Source organism: Noviherbaspirillum soli (assembly GCF_015352955.1).
In the GTDB taxonomy this organism is placed as follows: Bacteria; Pseudomonadota; Gammaproteobacteria; order Burkholderiales; family Burkholderiaceae_D; genus Noviherbaspirillum_A; species Noviherbaspirillum_A soli.
Genome location: NZ_JACYOX010000022.1, coordinates 1 through 15,330 on the forward strand (window position 1 = coordinate 1; position 15,330 = coordinate 15,330).

Genomic DNA, 15,330 nt, shown 5'->3' on the forward strand with positions numbered 1-15,330 from the left:
TGAAGCCGCGCTGTCTCATCGTGGCAATGGTAATTCGGTCCTCAGGCTGAAGCTGCTGATAAGTGGTCGGTTTCTGCATGTGCACACTTTACAAGAAATGGTGTTGCACTTCATATTTGAGGCCGCCTAGAATAATGACCCGCTCAAAACCGACAATAAACCTGCTTAGTCCTCCAACTTTTCCAGCACCTCCGCCAGCATCGCGATCATCTGGTCAATCTCCTCCGTGCTCACATTCAGTGCCGGCATGAAGCGCAGCAGATCCGGCCGCGGCGAATTGAGCAGCAGGCCCACCGGCCCCATGTCGCGCGCCAGTTCCACGATCTGCGGGCCGATCGGGCGGCCCAGCTTCAGCGCCCGCAGCAGGCCCTCGCCGCGCTCGCCCACCAGGCCAAAGCGCTCGGTCAGTTTCAGCAGTTCGCCGCGCAGGTAGTCGCCTTTCTCGCGCACGCCCGGCAGGAAGCCCGGCTCCAGCAGCGCCTTGAGCACCGCGCCGCCCACCGCCGTCATCAACGGATTGCCGTTGTAGGTGCCGCCCTGGTCGCCCGGCTCGAAGCAGGCGACTTCCTCCTTGCACAGCATGGCCGACAGCGGCACGCCGCCGCCGATGCCCTTGCCCAGGGTCATGATGTCGGGCTCGATGTCTGACAGCTGGTAGGCAAACAGCTCGCCGGTCCTGCCCATGCCGGTCTGCACTTCGTCGACGATCAGCAGCAGATTGCGCTCTTTGGTCAGCTTCCTCAGCGCCTGCATGAATTCGCGGCTGGCGGGAATCACGCCGCCTTCGCCTTGCACCGGCTCCAGCATTACCGCCACGGTACGGTCGGTGATCAGGTTTTCCACGGTGGCGATGTCATTCAGGTCTGCCTTGTGGAAGCCCGATACCTGCGGTGCGAAGATCTTGTCCCAGCCGGGCTTGCCGCTGGCCGACATGGTCGCCAGCGTGCGGCCGTGGAAGCTGTGGTCGAAGGTGATGATCTCGTGGCGGCTCTCGCCTTTTTCGTTGGGCGTCTTCTGGCCCCATTTGCGCGCCAGCTTGATTGCGCTTTCATTGGCTTCGGCGCCGCTGTTGGCGAAGAACACGCGGTCGAAGCAGGAGTTGGCGGTGAGCGCCGAAGCCAGCGTCACCATCGGCTCGTTGTAGAAGGCAGGGGAGGGGTTGATCAGCTTTTTCGCCTGCGCACTCAGCGCGTCCTGTATGCATTGCGGCGAATGGCCCAGGCAGTTCACGGCCCAGCCCTGCAGGTAATCGAGATAGCGCTTGCCGGTATGGTCGGTGAGCCACATGCCCTGGCCTTCGGTGAAGACCAGCGGCGGGCGGTTGGTGATGTAGAGCAGCGCGTCGGTGTCGTACTGGCTGAATTCCATTTGATGACTCCTGTTCAAAAAATTTTTCACGGACCATTGTGAACGAACGGCGTTCGTAGAGTGGAATGCCCCGCAGGGGCATTCCACCATGATCAATCGAGGAAGTCGGCCGGCAATGCCATCGCAGTCTGCGACAGCGGTGCAATGCCCTTCGGGTATTACACCCTACGAAAACCGTCTATTCACGCTGGTCCGTGATGAATCAAAAAAAAAGCCACAGGGCTGACCTGTGGCTTGGTGACTGACTGACACTCACACGCACGGCTTCCCGGGTTCAGGATGCGGGATGCGGCGTCGCGAGGCGGTCAGTGAATGTGTCATGCGGGCGATAGTATGATTTTTATCGCAGCGCGTCAAACGGCCCGCACCGCATGCGTGCGCAGTCACGGCGCGGCCAGGTCGGCTTCCGAGGTGAAGGCGTCGGCGTAGAACTCGTCGGCCGGCAGCCTGCACTGCGCGGTGAAGTCGTTCTGTGCCGCATCCACCATGGCCGGCGCGCCGCAGGCATAGACCTGGTAGGCGGACAGGTCGGGCAGGTCTTCGATCACGGCGCGATGCACGAAGCCGGTGCGGCCCTGCCAGTTGTCCTCGGGCTTCGCATCCGACACCACCGGCACGTAGCGGAAATTCGGCAGGGTCTCGGCCCATTCGCGGCACAGTGCATCCATGTACAGGTCGCGCGGCCGGCGGCCGCCCCAGTACAGCGTGATCGGGCGCGTCATCTTGTTGTGCTGCGCCTGCTCGACCATGGCCTTGATCGGCGCAAAACCGGTGCCGGAAGCCAGCATCACGATCGGCTTGCTGCTGTCCTCGCGCAGGAAGAAGGTGCCCAGCGGGCCTTCGAAGCGAAGGATGTCGCGCTCCTTCATCGTGTTGAACACATGGTCGGTGAAGACGCCGCCCGGCAGGTGGCGGATGTGCAGCGTCAGGTGCTCGTCCAGATGCGGCGCATTGGCCATGCTGTAGCTGCGGCGGCGGCCGTCCTTCAGGATGAATTCGATGAACTGGCCGGCGCGGTACTGCAGCCGCTCGTTGGCCGGCAGCTGCAGCGAGAGCACGATCACATCGTCGGCGACGCGGTCTATCTTCGCCACCCGGGTCGGCATTTTCTTGATCGGAAATTCACTTATGCCCAGCACCTCGCGCGCCTCGATCACCAGGTCGCTGTGCGGCACGGCGCAGCAGAACAGGGCGAAGCCGCGCGCCTCGTCGGCTACCGGCAGCGCCCGTTCCTGGTGGGCGCGGTGGCTGACCTCGCCCGAGACCAGCTTGCCGCGGCAGCTGCCGCAGGCGCCGTTCTTGCAGCCATAGGGCAGGCCGACGCCGGCGCGGATCGCCGCGGCCAGCACGGTTTCGTCTTCGTCGCAGCTGAATTGGCGGCCGCTGGGCTCTACCGTTACTTGGAAAGTCATACAATCCCGCAGATGAAAAAATTGTCCATGAATAAGATCGGCAAGCCACGGCTGCTGATCATTGGTTGCGGCGACGTCGGCATGCGGCTGTTGCCGCTGGTGCGCGACCGCTTTCGGGTCTATGCGGTGACCAGCCAGCCGGCGCGTCATGCCGAACTGCGCGCGGCCGGCGCGGTGCCGCTGACGGCAAACCTGGACCAGCCGGCGACCCTGGCGCGTCTGGCGCGGCTGGCCAGCCATGTGATCCACCTGGCGCCGCCGCCCACTGCGGGCGCCATCGACAGCCGCACCCGCAATCTGGCCGCCATTCTACCGCAGGGGGCAAGCCTGGTTTATGTGAGCACCACCGGGGTCTATGGCGACTGCGGCGGCGCGGTGTTCGATGAAACCCGTCCGGTGCGGCCGGCCAATCCGCGCGCGGTGCGCCGGGTCGATGCCGAGCGCGTGCTGCGGCGCTGGGCCAAAAAAGCGGGCGGGCGGCTGGCGATACTGCGGGTGCCGGGCATCTATGCCCAGGACCGGCTGCCGCTGGAGCGGCTGCAGAAGGGCATGCCGGCGCTGGCCGAGGAAGACGATGTCTATACCAACCACATCCATGCCGACGACCTGGCGCGGCTGATTTTGCTCACGCTGTTTCGCGGCGCGCCGTCGCGCCTCTATCACGCGGTGGACGACAGCGACATGCGCATGGCCGACTATTTCGATGCGGTGGCCGACGCCCATCAGCTGCCGCGGCCGCCGCGCCTGCCGCGGGCGCAGTTGCGCGAGGCGGTGTCGCCTATGATGCTGTCCTTCATGTCGGAGTCGCGCCGCCTGCGCAACGACCGCGTCAAGCAGGAGCTGGGCATGCGGCTGCGCTACCCGACGGTGCGCTCGGCGCTGGCGGCGCCGGCGCAACAGGGCTGAGCCAGCCGTTCTTACTGGGTGATTTCCAGCACCGTCACGGCGCCGTCCGCCGCATTCCAGCTGCGCCCCGCCAGGCGTTCGCCATTGAACTCCGCCTGCACCGCGCGCGGCGCCGCGTCCTGCAGCAGCAGCTTGCTGGTCGCCAGCATGCCGCCGCGGGCGGGCAGGCCGGCGGGCGCACGGCCATCCAGCAGCATGCGGTCGCGGCCGGCGTCGAGATAGCCGCGCGGCCGGGTCAGGATCACGATCTGCTTCGCGGCGCGGTCGGCTTCGGCAATGCGCTCCGGCCGCAGTATCACGATGTCGCTGGAGCGCGGAAAGCCGCTGCGGTAGACATGGGTGCTTGCATAGCCCGGCGCGCTGATCACGAACTCGTAGGGCATGTTGGGCTGCGCCCGGAAGGGTCCCCATTTGCCATCTGCGCCTATGGTCTGGACATGCATCGCCTGGCCGATGCGCGCGCCGGCATCCGGGCCATCCGGCTGCACTGCATACACTTCCAGCTTTGCGCCGGGCAGCGGCAGATTGTTGGCGAAGTTGCCGGATTTCGTCTCCAGCGGATCGACGCCGGAGCCGGTCACCATGCCGGACAGCTGCACCTGCGCCTCGGGCGCAATGTCCAGCCGGGCCGGCGCGCGCCCCGTGATGAAGCGGTAGGTCGCCTCGAATGCCGGCGCGCTGTACGAGGTTTCGCGGTGGTCGATGCCGGGTATGACCACGTTGCGCGCGCCTTTCAGTTCCGGGCCGGCGAAGCTCACGCCGGTGGGCTTGCCGTTGCCTGCCGGCCAGCCGGCGTCGGGCTGCGCAAACTTGTCGTTGTTGTCCGAGCGTATCGTCATCCAGCGCACCGGGCCGGCGACTTCATCGCCGGCGGCATTCTTCGGCGCGTTCAGGCCGGTCAGGAAAGGGCCGGTGCCGGCGAATTCATTGCCTTCGCGCTCGCCCGGGCGCGCCCATACGCCGTGGTTGGGCGTGCCGCCCAGGACCGCATGGGACACGGCCGCAGTGCCGGTCTGCTGCATGCTGGTCTGGATGTAGTTGCGGATCGCATTGCCGCCGCGCGAGTTGCCCACCAGGACCACCTTGCTGGCGCCGGTCCGGCGCAGCACCTGGTCGATCTCCTTCTTCAGGTAATCCCGGTGCTCGGCGGTGGAGGTGCGGCCGGGCTGCGGCTTGCCGTCGTCGTCGCGCGCCAGCGGATAGGGCAGGTTGATCGCATGCAGGTGCGAGCGCGGCCAGCCATTGCTCTCGAAGCGCCAGTAGGTGGTTTGCCATAGCGCGGCGCTGTCGCCGTTGCCGTGCACGAAGACGATCGGCGGCGTGGCATCGGCGGCGACGGTATCGCCCTGGCTGGCGCAGCCGGCCAGCAGGGCGGCGGCCAGCAGGGAAAGAGGGAAAGCAAGCTTCATCGGGTCTCCTTGGTTTTTGTCAGGAACGGGCAGTGTCGGACAGTACAGGATTGTCGGGTCAGCCGCCAACTACACCGGCATGCATGGCTCGGCTGTAAAAATTACACGGCTTTTGCCGGCAGGCTACCCGGCGCGGCGGCCTGCATGGGGAAGCCCGCCCGCGCAGTGGCGTGGTATCGAATTTGCATTGGCCCTGCCCGCATCAGGCCGGGCACACATGCCGGGCCGCCACATCCAGACAGGCGCCATACCATGCAAAACGATTCCTCCGACCCTGAAAAGTCGTTCGGCGAACTTCCCCGCGCAGCGCTGACGCGGCGCGGCTTCATCCAGTCCGCAGTGGCCACCATAGGCGGGCTGGCCGCGCCGCTGGGAGGCGCCGAGGCGGCGACGCCGGCGCGCCCATCCGGCGCCACGCAGGCAGCGGCCACCGTGCCGGTGCTGCTGCGCATCAACGGCCGCGAACATCGCCTGAACCTGGAGCCGCGGGTCACCTTGCTGGACGCCCTGCGGGAAGTGGTGGGGCTGACCGGCGCCAAGAAAGGCTGCGACCGCGGCCAGTGCGGCGCCTGCACCGTGCTGGTGGAGGGACGCCGCATCAATGCCTGCCTGACGCTGGCCATCATGCATGAGGGCCAGGAAGTCACCACCATCGAGGGCCTTGGCCAGGAAGGCGCGCTGCATCCGCTGCAGGCGGCCTTCATCGAGCGCGACGCCTTCCAGTGCGGCTACTGCACGCCGGGCCAGATCTGCTCGGCCGCCGGCCTGCTCAACGAAGCCGCCGCGAATGCCGCCAGCGCGGTCACGAAAGACGTGCGCCAGATACCGATCGCTCTGGACGCACAGGAAATCCGCGAGCGCATGAGCGGCAATCTCTGCCGTTGCGGCGCTTACCCGAATATCGTTGCAGCGGTGCAGGATGCCGCCGGCGTCAAGCTCTAGCCCGAAGGCCATCATGCATCCCTTTTCCTATGAACGTCCGACTGAAGTGGCGCAGGCGGTCGCGCTGGCCCAGCAGCCGGGGGCGCGCTTCATCGGCGGCGGCACCAATCTGCTGGACCTGATGAAGAATGGCGTCGAGACGCCGCAGCGCCTGATCGATGTCAGCCGCCTGCCGCTGGCCGCCATCACTGAGCTGCCGCAGGGCGGCCTGCGCATCGGCGCGCTGGCCCGCAACAGCGATACCGCCAACCACCCGCTGGTGCGGCAGCGCTATCCGCTGCTGTCGCAGGCCTTCCTGTCGGGCGCCTCGCCGCAGCTGCGCAACATGGCGACCGTGGGCGGCAACCTGCTGCAGCGCACCCGCTGCTACTACTTCTACGACACCGCGTTCGACAAGTGCAACAAGCGCCAGCCCGGATCGGGCTGCGCCGCCCTTGAAGGCTACAACCGCATCCATGCCATCCTCGGCGCCAGCGAGCAGTGCATCGCCACCAACCCGTCCGACATGAGCGTGGCGCTGGCGGCGCTGGACGCGGTGGTGCGGGTGCGCGGGCCGAGCGGCGAGCGCGCCATCGCGATGACCGACTTCCATACCCTGCCCGGCGACACGCCGCAGCGCGACAGCGTGCTGCAGCCCGGCGAACTGATCCTGGGCGTGGACCTGCCGCCGGCCATGCATGCGGACCACAGCCATTACCTGAAGGTGCGCGACCGCGCCAGCTATGCCTTCGCGCTGGTGTCGGTGGCGGCCGCGCTGCGGATGGAAAACGACGTGGTGCGCGAGGCTCGCATCGCGCTTGGCGGGGTGGCGCACAAGCCCTGGCGCGCGCGCGAGGCCGAAGCCCTCCTGGTGGGCCAGGCGCTGACGCGCGAAGTGCTCGACCAGTGCGCGGCCACGGCGGTGGCCGGCGCCAAAGGCTATGAGCACAACGGTTTCAAGATCGCGCTCGCCCAGCGGGCCATCACACGCGCATTGCGCAAGGCGGGACAGACAGCATGACTTCCACAGGACAGCCACTCAACCGCGTCGATGGCGTACGCAAGGTTACCGGCACGGCCACCTTTTCGGCCGAGCACAAGATTCCCCGGATGGCGCATGCGGTGCTGGTGATGAGCACCATTGCCAACGGCCGCATCAGCGCGGTCGACAGCGCGGAGGCGGAACGCATGACCGGCGTGATCGCGGTGCTGACCCACAAAAATGCGCCGCGCCTGCCCTCCGCCGGCAAGGCCGCCGCCGGGCAACCGCCTGCGGGACGGGTGCTCAACCTGCTGCAGGACGACCGGGTGCATTACAGCAACCAGCCGGTTGCGCTGGTGGTGGCCGAGACGCTGGAGCAAGCCGCCGACGCGGCGCGCCATGTGCGCTTTTCCTACCATGCCGAACAGGCGAGCACCGACTTTGAAAAGGCCAAGCTGCAGCCGGTCGATCCGAAGAAGGCGAAGGATGGACCGGCCGACACCAATCGCGGCAATCTCGAAGCGGGCATCGCCGCGGCCGCGGCGCAGATCGACGTGGCCTATCGCACGCCGATGGAGCATCACAATCCGATGGAGCCGCATGCCACCATCGCGGTCTGGGAAGGCGAGCACCTGACGCTGTACGACTCGACCCAGTACGTGACCGGCGACCGCAACGCGGTGGCCAAGACGCTCGGCATCGCGCCCGACAAGGTGCGCGTCATCTGCCCCTACGTCGGCGGCGGCTTCGGCTGCAAGGGCTCGACCTGGTCGCACGTGGTGCTGGCGGCGATGGCCGCGCGCCGCGCCGGCCGCCCGGTGAAGCTGGTGCTGGACCGGCCGCAGATGTTCGGCCCGGTCGGTGGGCGGCCCAACACCGAGCAGCGCATGCTGCTGGCCGCCGGCAAGGATGGTGCGCTGACGGCGGTACGCCATAACGTATTGACCAGCACCTCGTTCCAGGAAGACTGGCTGGAGACCGCCGCGCTCGTCACCCGCATGATGTACGAGGCGCCCAACCAGCAGACCACCCACCGGCTGGCGCGGCTCAACATCGGCACGCCGACCTTCATGCGCGCGCCGGGCGAGGCCACCGGCAGCTTCGCGCTCGAATGCGCGATGGACGAGCTGGCCTATGAAATGAAGGTCGACCCGATCGAGCTGCGCCTGCGCAACTACGCGCAGCGTGACCCCGAGAAGGACAAGCCGTGGTCCAGCAATGCGCTGCGCGAATGCTACCGGGTCGGCGCCGAGCGCTTCGGCTGGGCCAGGCGCGATCCGCGTCCGCTATCCATGCGCGACGGCGGCACCCTGATCGGCATGGGCATGGCCAGCGCGACCTATCCGGCCAACCGCTCCGCCGCCAAGGCCAGCGCGCGCCTGCTGCCGGACGGCAGCGCGGTGGTGCGCTCCGGCACCCAGGACCTCGGCACCGGCACCTATACCGTGATGACCCAGGTGGCGGCCGATGCGCTGGGCCTGGCGCCGGACAAGGTGCGCTTCGAACTCGGCGACTCGTCGCTGCCGCAGGCGCCGGTGTCGGGCGGCTCGCAGTCCGTGGCCAGCGTCTCGCCGGCGGTGCAGGCGGCTTGCGCAGCACTGCGCGACAAGCTGGTCAGCCTGGCGCTGGCGGACCAGCGCTCGCCGCTGGCCGGCGCAAGACCGGACGACGTCGGCATGGAAGAGGGCTGGCTGTTCCTGCGCTCGTCGACGGACCGGCGCGAACCCTATGCCGCCATCCTTGCCCGCAACGGCGGCCGCGCGCTCGAAGCCAGCGGCGAGGCCAAGGCCGGCAGCGAGAAGGAGGCGTATTCCATGCATTCCTTCGGCGCCGTGTTTGCCGAGGTGCATGTGGACGCCGACCTTGGCGAGGTTCGGGTGCCGCGCATCACCGCGGCCTACGGCGTGGGCCAGCTGCTCAATGCCAAGACCGGCCACAGCCAGCTGATGGGCGGCATCGTCTGGGGCGTGGGCATGGCCTTGATGGAAGCCACCGAATACGACCTGCGCTATGGCCGCGCGGTGAATGCCAACCTGGCCGAATACCATGTGCCGGTGAATGCCGACATCGGCGCGATCGACATCGTGGTGGTGCCGGAAAAGGATGCGCACATCAATCCGCTCGGCGCCAAGGGCATCGGCGAGATCGGCATCACCGGCGTGGCGGCGGCGATTGCCAACGCGGTGTATCACGCCACCGGCAAGCGGGTGAGGGACCTGCCGATCACGCTGGACAAGCTGCTCTGACGGGGCGGGCCGGCGCCAGCGCGGATTGTCCATAACGCTTAAAATACTGTACTTAAACACAGTAAGAGGGCGCTATGGAACTGACCGACAAGCTGGAAATCCTGGCCGACGCCGCCAAGTACGATGCCTCCTGCGCCAGCAGCGGCGCAGCGCAGCGTTCGTCCAGGGGCAAGGATGGCCTGGGCGCGACCAACGGCACCGGCATCTGCCACAGCTATACGCCCGACGGCCGCTGCGTGTCGCTGCTGAAGATCCTGCTGACCAATTTCTGCCTGTACGACTGCCAGTACTGCGTCAACCGCCGCAGCAGCAATGTGCCGCGCGCCCGGTTCTCGCCGCAGGAAGTGATCCGGCTCACCATCGATTTTTATCTGCGCAACTACATCGACGGCCTGTTCCTCAGCTCCGGCATCATCCAGTCGCCGGACTACACGATGGAGCAATTGATCCTGGTGGCCAAAACCCTGCGCCAGCAGCACCAGTTCCGCGGCTACATCCACCTCAAGACCATTCCCGACGCCGCGCCCGAGCTGATCGAGGAAGCGGGACGCTGGGCCGACCGCTTGAGCGTCAACATCGAGCTGCCCACCGACCGCGGCATCGAGACGCTGGCGCCGGAAAAGAGCATGCACACCATCAAGTTCGCGATGGGCTCGATCCGTCGCCGCATCGATGAAAAGGCGGAGGAGCCGAAGGCGCCGGCGTTCTCGCCGGCCGGGCAGAGCACGCAGATGATCGTCGGCGCCGATGCCACCGACGACAGCACCATCCTCAACACCGCGCAAACCCTGTACAGCGCCTACCGGCTGCGCCGGGTGTACTACTCGGCCTTCAGCCCGATTCCGCAAAGCCCCAGCGGCCTGCCGCAGCGTCCGCCGCCGATGATGCGCGAGCACCGGCTTTACCAGGCCGATTTCCTGATGCGCGGCTATGGCTTCCAGGCTGCCGAGCTGCTGGACGGACCGGGCAACCTGCCGCTGGACATCGATCCCAAGCTGGCCTGGGCGCTGTCGCACCGCGACCTGTTCCCGCTGGACCTGAACCTGGCCGAGCCGCAGATGATCGCCCGCGTGCCCGGCATCGGCCTGCGCAATGCCAAGCGCATCGCCGAACTGCGGCGCAGCCGGCGCGTGCGCTACGCCGACCTGACGCGGCTGCGCTGCAGCATGGAAAAGCTCAAGCCCTTCATCATCACCGCGGACTACCGGCCGCAGCGCGACACGCTGCCGTCGGAAGCCCTGCGCCGCATGATGTCGGAAGCGCCGCAGCAGATGAGCCTGTTTCCCGCCCTGCAGGAAGCGGCTTGAGCCGGCGCGTCGCGGTCGGCTCGTTCGGCGAATGGCGCAACGCGGCGCGCACGCTGCTGGCCCAGGCGGTGCCGCCGCATGATGTCGACTGGGTGGCGCCGGGCGAGACCGATCTGTTCGGCAACGAAGCGCTGGACACGCCAGCCGCGGCCGGTGCGCCCAGCCCGGCGCTGCGCATCTCGTCCGGCCTCTTGAGCATGCTGGAGGCGGCTTCCTGCTTTCGCGCCGACGATCGCTGGGCGCTGCTCTACCGCATCCTGTGGCGCAGCCAGCAGGGCGATGCCGCGGTGCTGTCGGCCGCCGACCAGGATGGCGCCCGGCTGCACGCGATGGTCAAGGCAGTGCGGCGCGAGCAGCACAAGATGCATGCCTTCCTGCGCTTTCGCGAACGCGACCCGGCCGCCGGCGATCCACGCTTCATTGCCTGGTTCGAGCCGGCGCATGATGTGCTGCGCCAGGCCGCCGGCCATTTCGCCAAGCGCATGGGGCGCGCCAGCTGGCTCATCGTCACGCCCGACGGCACCGCCGCGTCGGATGGCGAAACGCTGCGTTTCGGGCCGGCGCCTTCTGAACGGCCGGCCGAGGTGGATATCGACGATCAGGGCGAGGCGCTGTGGCTGGCGTATTACCGCAGCATCTACAATCCGTCCCGCTTGAATACCGGCGCGATGGAAATGCACATGCCGGTGCGCTACTGGAAAAACCTGCCGGAAGGACGGCTGATACCGGGGCTGATCAGCAGCGCCAGCGCCGGCGGGCGTCGCGTCGGCCAGGCGCAGGCGGTGGGCGAGCGGCCGGGCGCGCTGGTGCAGGTCGACGCGCAGCAGGCCATGCCGCCGCGCGCGCTGCCGTCCGAGCTGTCGCAGTGCCGCCGCTGCGAATTGTGGCGCAATGCCACGCAGGCGGTGCCGGGCGCCGGCCCGGCCCAGGCGGCGCTGATGCTGGTGGGCGAACAGCCCGGCGACCAGGAAGACCTTGCCGGCCTGCCTTTCGCCGGGCCTGCCGGCAAGGTGCTGGACGACGCGCTGCGCCAGGCCGGCATCGAACGGCAGTCGGCCTACCTGACCAATGCGGTCAAGCATTTCAAGTGGGAGCCGCGCGGCAAGCGGCGCATCCACAAGACGCCGGCGCAGCGGGAAGTCGATGCCTGCAATCCCTGGCTCAGGAAGGAACTGGCCGATGTGGCGCCCGGGGTCGTGGTCGCCCTTGGCAGCACGGCATTGCGCGCTTTGACCGGCCGCACCGACCTGGCGCTGTCGAAGGTGCAGGGTCAGGCGCTGCGCCTGGGCGAACGCTGGCTGGTGCCGACCTGGCACCCTTCCTACGTGCTGCGCCTGCCCGGCGAACAGGAGCGGGCGGCGGCATTCAATGCGATGCTGGGGGCGCTGCAGCTGGCAAAAAGCCTGTTGCCGGGTCAAGCAGAGCCGGCCTGAAGGCAGCGCCGCTGTTATGATGGCCGCCATTGCGCGATGTCATCATTTTTCGGCGCATGACTTGCCGGTTCGGCGCGGAGGAAGAATGTTTGGCAGCGGGGTGCATGTAATGCGGATATGCCGGTATCGCATGGCGGCACGGGACTATTCATGAAGGCGCGCGCCTATCTGGCGGTAATGGCACTGGCGGTGCTGGTGCCCATCGTGCTGTTTTCCACCATTGCGCTGTCCATGCTGCTGCAGGCGGAGCGCGATGCGGCATTGCGCAGCCTGCAGGAAATCTCGCGCGCCGCTGCGTTGGCGGTCGAACAGGAACTGGGCCTGGCGGAGGCGCGGGCAAAGTTTCTGGCCTCGTCCGACAGCCTTTTGAAGGGCGACCTGCAAGGCTTTCACCAGCGCGCCAGCAATGTCAACCACGACGGCACATCCTGGACTGTGCTGTTTGACGAGGAAGGCCAGCAGTTGGTCAATACCCTGGTGCCGTATGGCACCGCCCTGCCGCGGCGCGGCCGTCCAGAACTGGGGCGCGAGGTATTGCGGACCGGCCAGACCCGGATATCCAATCTGACCAGAGGGAACGTGATCGGGGCGCAGGTGCTGGCGCTGGAGGTGCCGGTCGTTGTGGATGACAATCACCGCTATGTGCTGAACCAGGCACTTCTTCCCAGCCAGCTGAGCAAGCAGCTAAGCCGCGGCAAGATACCCCAGCATTACATCATTGGCCTGTTCGACCGCGAAGGCATGTCCATCGCGCGCTCCCACCGCGCCGAGGAAATGGTGGGCAAGCCGGTGCGCAAGGAATTGTTCGAAGGCTCGCGGCACGCGCCCGAAGGCGTGCTGCAGCATGACACCCGCGAGGGAATCAGGGTCTACGATGCCTATACCCGGCTGGCCTTTTCAGGCTGGACCGTGGCGGTTGGCATTCCGGTTCACGTCATCGAAGCATCCGCGCGTGGGGCGGTGCTGGTGGCATCGCTGGGCTTTGCCGCCGCCATCCTTTGCGCGCTCGGCCTGGCGCTGTTTTTCAGCCGCCGCATGGCGCTGTCGATCGACAGCGCCGCCGCTTCCGCAGCCGCCCTGGGCCGCGGTGAAATGCCGCAGCCTTTCGCATCCGGCGTACTGGAATTCGACCGGCTGCATGCTGCGCTGGACGTCGCCGGCGTGCTGCTGCGGCAAGAGCAGGAGTCGCGCGAGCGGGTCGAGCGGGAACGGGAGCGACTCTTCGTGAGCGAACAGCAAGCGCGCCACCTGGCGGAAGAGCAGAACCGGGCCAAGGATGAATTTCTTGCCATGCTCAGCCATGAGCTGCGCAATCCGCTCGCCGCGATCAGCAATTCGATCGCGCTGCTGGAGCACCCGGCGGTGCCGGCAGATACCGCCGAGCGGGCGCGGCTGATCATCAAACGCCAGAGCCGGCACCTGGCGCGCATCGTCGACGATCTGCTCGACCTCGGGCGTCTGATGAACGGCAAGGTGTCGCTGGTGCGGCACAGGCTGGACCTGGCCGAGGCCGTGCGTGACTGCGTTCAGGGCTTGCAGACGACTGGGCGAGTCGACCAGCACCGGATCACTATCCATGCGGTGCCTGGCTGGATCGATGCCGACCCGACCCGCATCGAACAGATCGTGTCCAACCTGATCGGCAATGCGCTGAAATACACGCCTGCCGGCGGCAGCATCGCAGCCGAAGTTGCCAATGCCGGCAACATGGCCGTACTGACGGTCAGCGATAACGGTGTCGGCATGCCGCCGGAGCTGGTGGAGCGGGTGTTCGAAGTCTTCGTGCAGGGCAGCGGCTCGCTGGACCGCGCCCAGGGCGGCCTGGGAATCGGCTTGGCCCTGGTGCGCCAGCTGGTCAAGCTGCATGGGGGCACGGTAAGCGCAGCCAGCCCGGGCCCGGGGCAGGGCAGCACGTTTGTCGTGCGCCTGCCGCTGGCGCACGCCGAGCAGCCGGTGCCGGTACAATAGCGGCTTCCCCGCAGCAATCCCTGTCCATGAACCAGCCTCCAGCCAACCGTCCCGACACGCCTTGCGTGGCGATCTGTTCCACCCTGTTCGACGAAGTCTGCCGCGGCTGCGGCCGCACCGTGGTTGAAGTGGCGAACTGGGTGTTCATGAGCGAGGAAGAAAAGAATGCGGTGTGGGAACGCATTACCCGCGAGGGCTATCCGCGCCGCTAGGACGTCTCGCTCAGGCCAAGCCAAGCTAAGCCGATCCGGTCACGGCAGTTCCGCCTTGGGACAGACGCGCACCGGTATCGTAATCCGCAACTCCGTGCCCTGATTCAGAGCGCTGCTGACGTCCAGGCTGCCGTCCAGCATCCGCAGCCTCTCCCTCATCCCCTGCAGGCCAAAAGTTTTCGGCGTGGGCATGCGCTTCGGGCTCATGCCCACGCCATTGTCGGCAATGCGCATCTGGAACTGGCTGGCGTCCCGGTCAAGCTCGACTTCCACGCGGCTGGCCTGGGCATGGCGCAGCACATTGGTCAGCGATTCCTGGAGTATCCGGAACAGGGCCGTGGCGCTGCGTTCATCCAGCCCGTCGTCGAAATCGCTGCGCTTGGCCAACAGCACGCATTCCAGGCCGTTGCGACGCTGAAACTCATCCACCTGCCATTCAATCGCCGCCTGCAGGCCCAGGTCTAGCACCGGCGGCCGCAGATCATTGATGATGCTGCGCACGCTGCGTATGGTCGAGTCGATCTGGTTCAGCGCGATCCGTGTCTTTTCGTTCAGGCGGGGATGCCGGCTGCCGGTGCGGGCGTTGAGCATGCAGGCGTCGATGCGCAGGGCCAGCAGGTTCTGCCCCAGTTCATCATGGATTTCACGGGCAATGCGCTTGCGTTCTTCTTCCTTGATGATTTCCTGGTGCGAGGCCAACTGCTGCAGCAACATTTTGGAATGGCGCAATTCCTCGGCCTGCCTCGACAGCCGTCGCTGCAAATGGAACAGGTCAACGAAGATCTTCACCTTCGCGGCCAGCACCTCGGGCACGATAGGCGAGCCGATGTAATCCACCGCGCCGGCGGTGTAGCCAAGCGCGCGGTCGACGTCGGACTGGGCTTCGGCGGTAATGAAGATCACCGGCGTATGCGCCGAGCGCGGCCTGCCATGGATCAGTGCCGCGGTCTCGAAGCCATCCAGTCCCGGCATGCGAACGTCAAGCAGGATCAGGGCAAAATCCCGCTTCAGCAGCAGGCGCAGCGCATCCCGGCCGGAGGCAATTTCGGTGGCATGCAGTCCCAGCCCGTGAATCACGGCGCCGATTGCCCTGCGCTTGGCGGCATTGTCGTCCACCACCAGCACCGATGCTGCGCCATCCGTCATGTGTTCGTTGTCCATGGCTT

The 15,330-nt window shown here is 66.8% G+C and carries 12 protein-coding genes; 8 read left to right on the forward strand and 4 right to left on the reverse strand.

Annotated features, from left to right (window positions below; genetic code table 11):
- Positions 1-165 precede the first annotated feature (165 nt).
- Together IGW04_RS15450 and IGW04_RS15455 are read right to left on the reverse strand one after the other, a co-directional pair.
- Complete coding sequence (locus IGW04_RS15450; RefSeq protein ID WP_194713984.1) at positions 166-1,368, reverse strand: acetylornithine transaminase; 1,203 nt, start codon at positions 1,366-1,368, stop codon at positions 166-168.
- Positions 1,369-1,751: 383 nt separating this feature from the next.
- Positions 1,752-2,780 carry a CDP-6-deoxy-delta-3,4-glucoseen reductase gene (locus IGW04_RS15455; protein ID WP_194713985.1) on the reverse strand — a complete coding sequence of 343 codons (1,029 nt, stop codon included), beginning with the start codon at positions 2,778-2,780 and terminating at the stop codon, positions 1,752-1,754.
- 27 nt (positions 2,781-2,807) lie between these two features.
- Between IGW04_RS15455 and IGW04_RS15460 the strand changes: the two genes are divergently transcribed.
- Positions 2,808-3,686, forward strand: a complete 879-nt coding sequence (locus IGW04_RS15460) for an SDR family oxidoreductase (RefSeq protein ID WP_194713986.1) — start codon at positions 2,808-2,810, stop codon at positions 3,684-3,686.
- Positions 3,687-3,697: 11 nt separating this feature from the next.
- On the opposite strand, the gene IGW04_RS15465 is transcribed toward IGW04_RS15460, so the two are convergent.
- Positions 3,698-5,095 (reverse strand): alpha/beta fold hydrolase, encoded by a 1,398-nt coding sequence (locus IGW04_RS15465; RefSeq protein ID WP_194713987.1) that lies wholly within the window; start codon positions 5,093-5,095, stop codon positions 3,698-3,700.
- A 252-nt stretch (positions 5,096-5,347) separates the two neighbouring features.
- Here IGW04_RS15465 and IGW04_RS15470 point away from each other — a divergent pair, with 252 nt between their 5' ends.
- The 7 genes from IGW04_RS15470 (at position 5,348) to IGW04_RS15500 (ending at position 14,164) form a co-directional block, all read left to right on the forward strand.
- Positions 5,348-6,037 (forward strand): 2Fe-2S iron-sulfur cluster-binding protein, encoded by a 690-nt coding sequence (locus IGW04_RS15470; protein ID WP_194713988.1) that lies wholly within the window; start codon positions 5,348-5,350, stop codon positions 6,035-6,037.
- A gap of 13 nt (positions 6,038-6,050) precedes the next feature.
- Complete coding sequence (locus tag IGW04_RS15475) at positions 6,051-7,037, forward strand: FAD binding domain-containing protein (RefSeq protein ID WP_194713989.1); 987 nt, start codon at positions 6,051-6,053, stop codon at positions 7,035-7,037.
- The gene (locus tag IGW04_RS15480) at positions 7,034-9,244 is read left to right on the forward strand and encodes a xanthine dehydrogenase family protein molybdopterin-binding subunit (protein ID WP_194713990.1); all 2,211 of its coding nucleotides are present in this window, start codon (positions 7,034-7,036) and stop codon (positions 9,242-9,244) included. The genes IGW04_RS15475 and IGW04_RS15480 overlap by 4 nt, the downstream gene beginning before the upstream one ends.
- 74 nt (positions 9,245-9,318) lie before the next feature.
- Positions 9,319-10,551, forward strand: coding sequence for a putative DNA modification/repair radical SAM protein (locus IGW04_RS15485; protein ID WP_194713991.1), 1,233 nt, complete (start codon positions 9,319-9,321; stop codon positions 10,549-10,551).
- Complete coding sequence (locus IGW04_RS15490) at positions 10,548-11,984, forward strand: UdgX family uracil-DNA binding protein (RefSeq protein ID WP_194713992.1); 1,437 nt, start codon at positions 10,548-10,550, stop codon at positions 11,982-11,984. Before IGW04_RS15485 ends, IGW04_RS15490 begins: the two co-directional genes overlap by 4 nt.
- A gap of 150 nt (positions 11,985-12,134) precedes the next feature.
- On the forward strand, positions 12,135-13,952 hold the full coding sequence (locus IGW04_RS15495) for a sensor histidine kinase (protein WP_194713993.1): 1,818 nt from the start codon (positions 12,135-12,137) through the stop codon (positions 13,950-13,952).
- Between the two features lie 26 nt (positions 13,953-13,978).
- Positions 13,979-14,164 carry a DUF1289 domain-containing protein gene (locus tag IGW04_RS15500; protein WP_194713994.1) on the forward strand — a complete coding sequence of 62 codons (186 nt, stop codon included), beginning with the start codon at positions 13,979-13,981 and terminating at the stop codon, positions 14,162-14,164.
- 39 nt (positions 14,165-14,203) lie between these two features.
- Here IGW04_RS15500 and IGW04_RS15505 read toward each other — a convergent pair whose 3' ends face one another.
- Positions 14,204-15,325: an ATP-binding response regulator gene (locus IGW04_RS15505; protein ID WP_194713995.1), complete on the reverse strand. Its 1,122-nt coding sequence runs from the start codon at positions 15,323-15,325 to the stop codon at positions 14,204-14,206.
- Positions 15,326-15,330: the final 5 nt, after the last annotated feature.

Excerpts from the sequence above, each read along its gene's own strand:
- IGW04_RS15475 (WP_194713989.1), top strand. The coding sequence starts at position 6,051 with ATGCATCCCTTTTCCTATGAACGTCCGACTGAAGTGGCGCAGGCGGTC.
- IGW04_RS15465 (WP_194713987.1), bottom strand. The coding sequence starts at position 5,095 with ATGAAGCTTGCTTTCCCTCTTTCCCTGCTGGCCGCCGCCCTGCTGGCC.
- IGW04_RS15485 (WP_194713991.1), top strand. The coding sequence starts at position 9,319 with ATGGAACTGACCGACAAGCTGGAAATCCTGGCCGACGCCGCCAAGTAC.
- IGW04_RS15505 (WP_194713995.1), bottom strand. The coding sequence starts at position 15,325 with ATGGACAACGAACACATGACGGATGGCGCAGCATCGGTGCTGGTGGTG.
- IGW04_RS15455 (WP_194713985.1), bottom strand. The coding sequence starts at position 2,780 with ATGACTTTCCAAGTAACGGTAGAGCCCAGCGGCCGCCAATTCAGCTGC.
- IGW04_RS15480 (WP_194713990.1), top strand. The coding sequence starts at position 7,034 with ATGACTTCCACAGGACAGCCACTCAACCGCGTCGATGGCGTACGCAAG.
- IGW04_RS15470 (WP_194713988.1), top strand. The coding sequence starts at position 5,348 with ATGCAAAACGATTCCTCCGACCCTGAAAAGTCGTTCGGCGAACTTCCC.
- IGW04_RS15450 (WP_194713984.1), bottom strand. The coding sequence starts at position 1,368 with ATGGAATTCAGCCAGTACGACACCGACGCGCTGCTCTACATCACCAAC.
- IGW04_RS15460 (WP_194713986.1), top strand. The coding sequence starts at position 2,808 with ATGAATAAGATCGGCAAGCCACGGCTGCTGATCATTGGTTGCGGCGAC.
- IGW04_RS15500 (WP_194713994.1), top strand. The coding sequence starts at position 13,979 with ATGAACCAGCCTCCAGCCAACCGTCCCGACACGCCTTGCGTGGCGATC.
- IGW04_RS15495 (WP_194713993.1), top strand. The coding sequence starts at position 12,135 with ATGAAGGCGCGCGCCTATCTGGCGGTAATGGCACTGGCGGTGCTGGTG.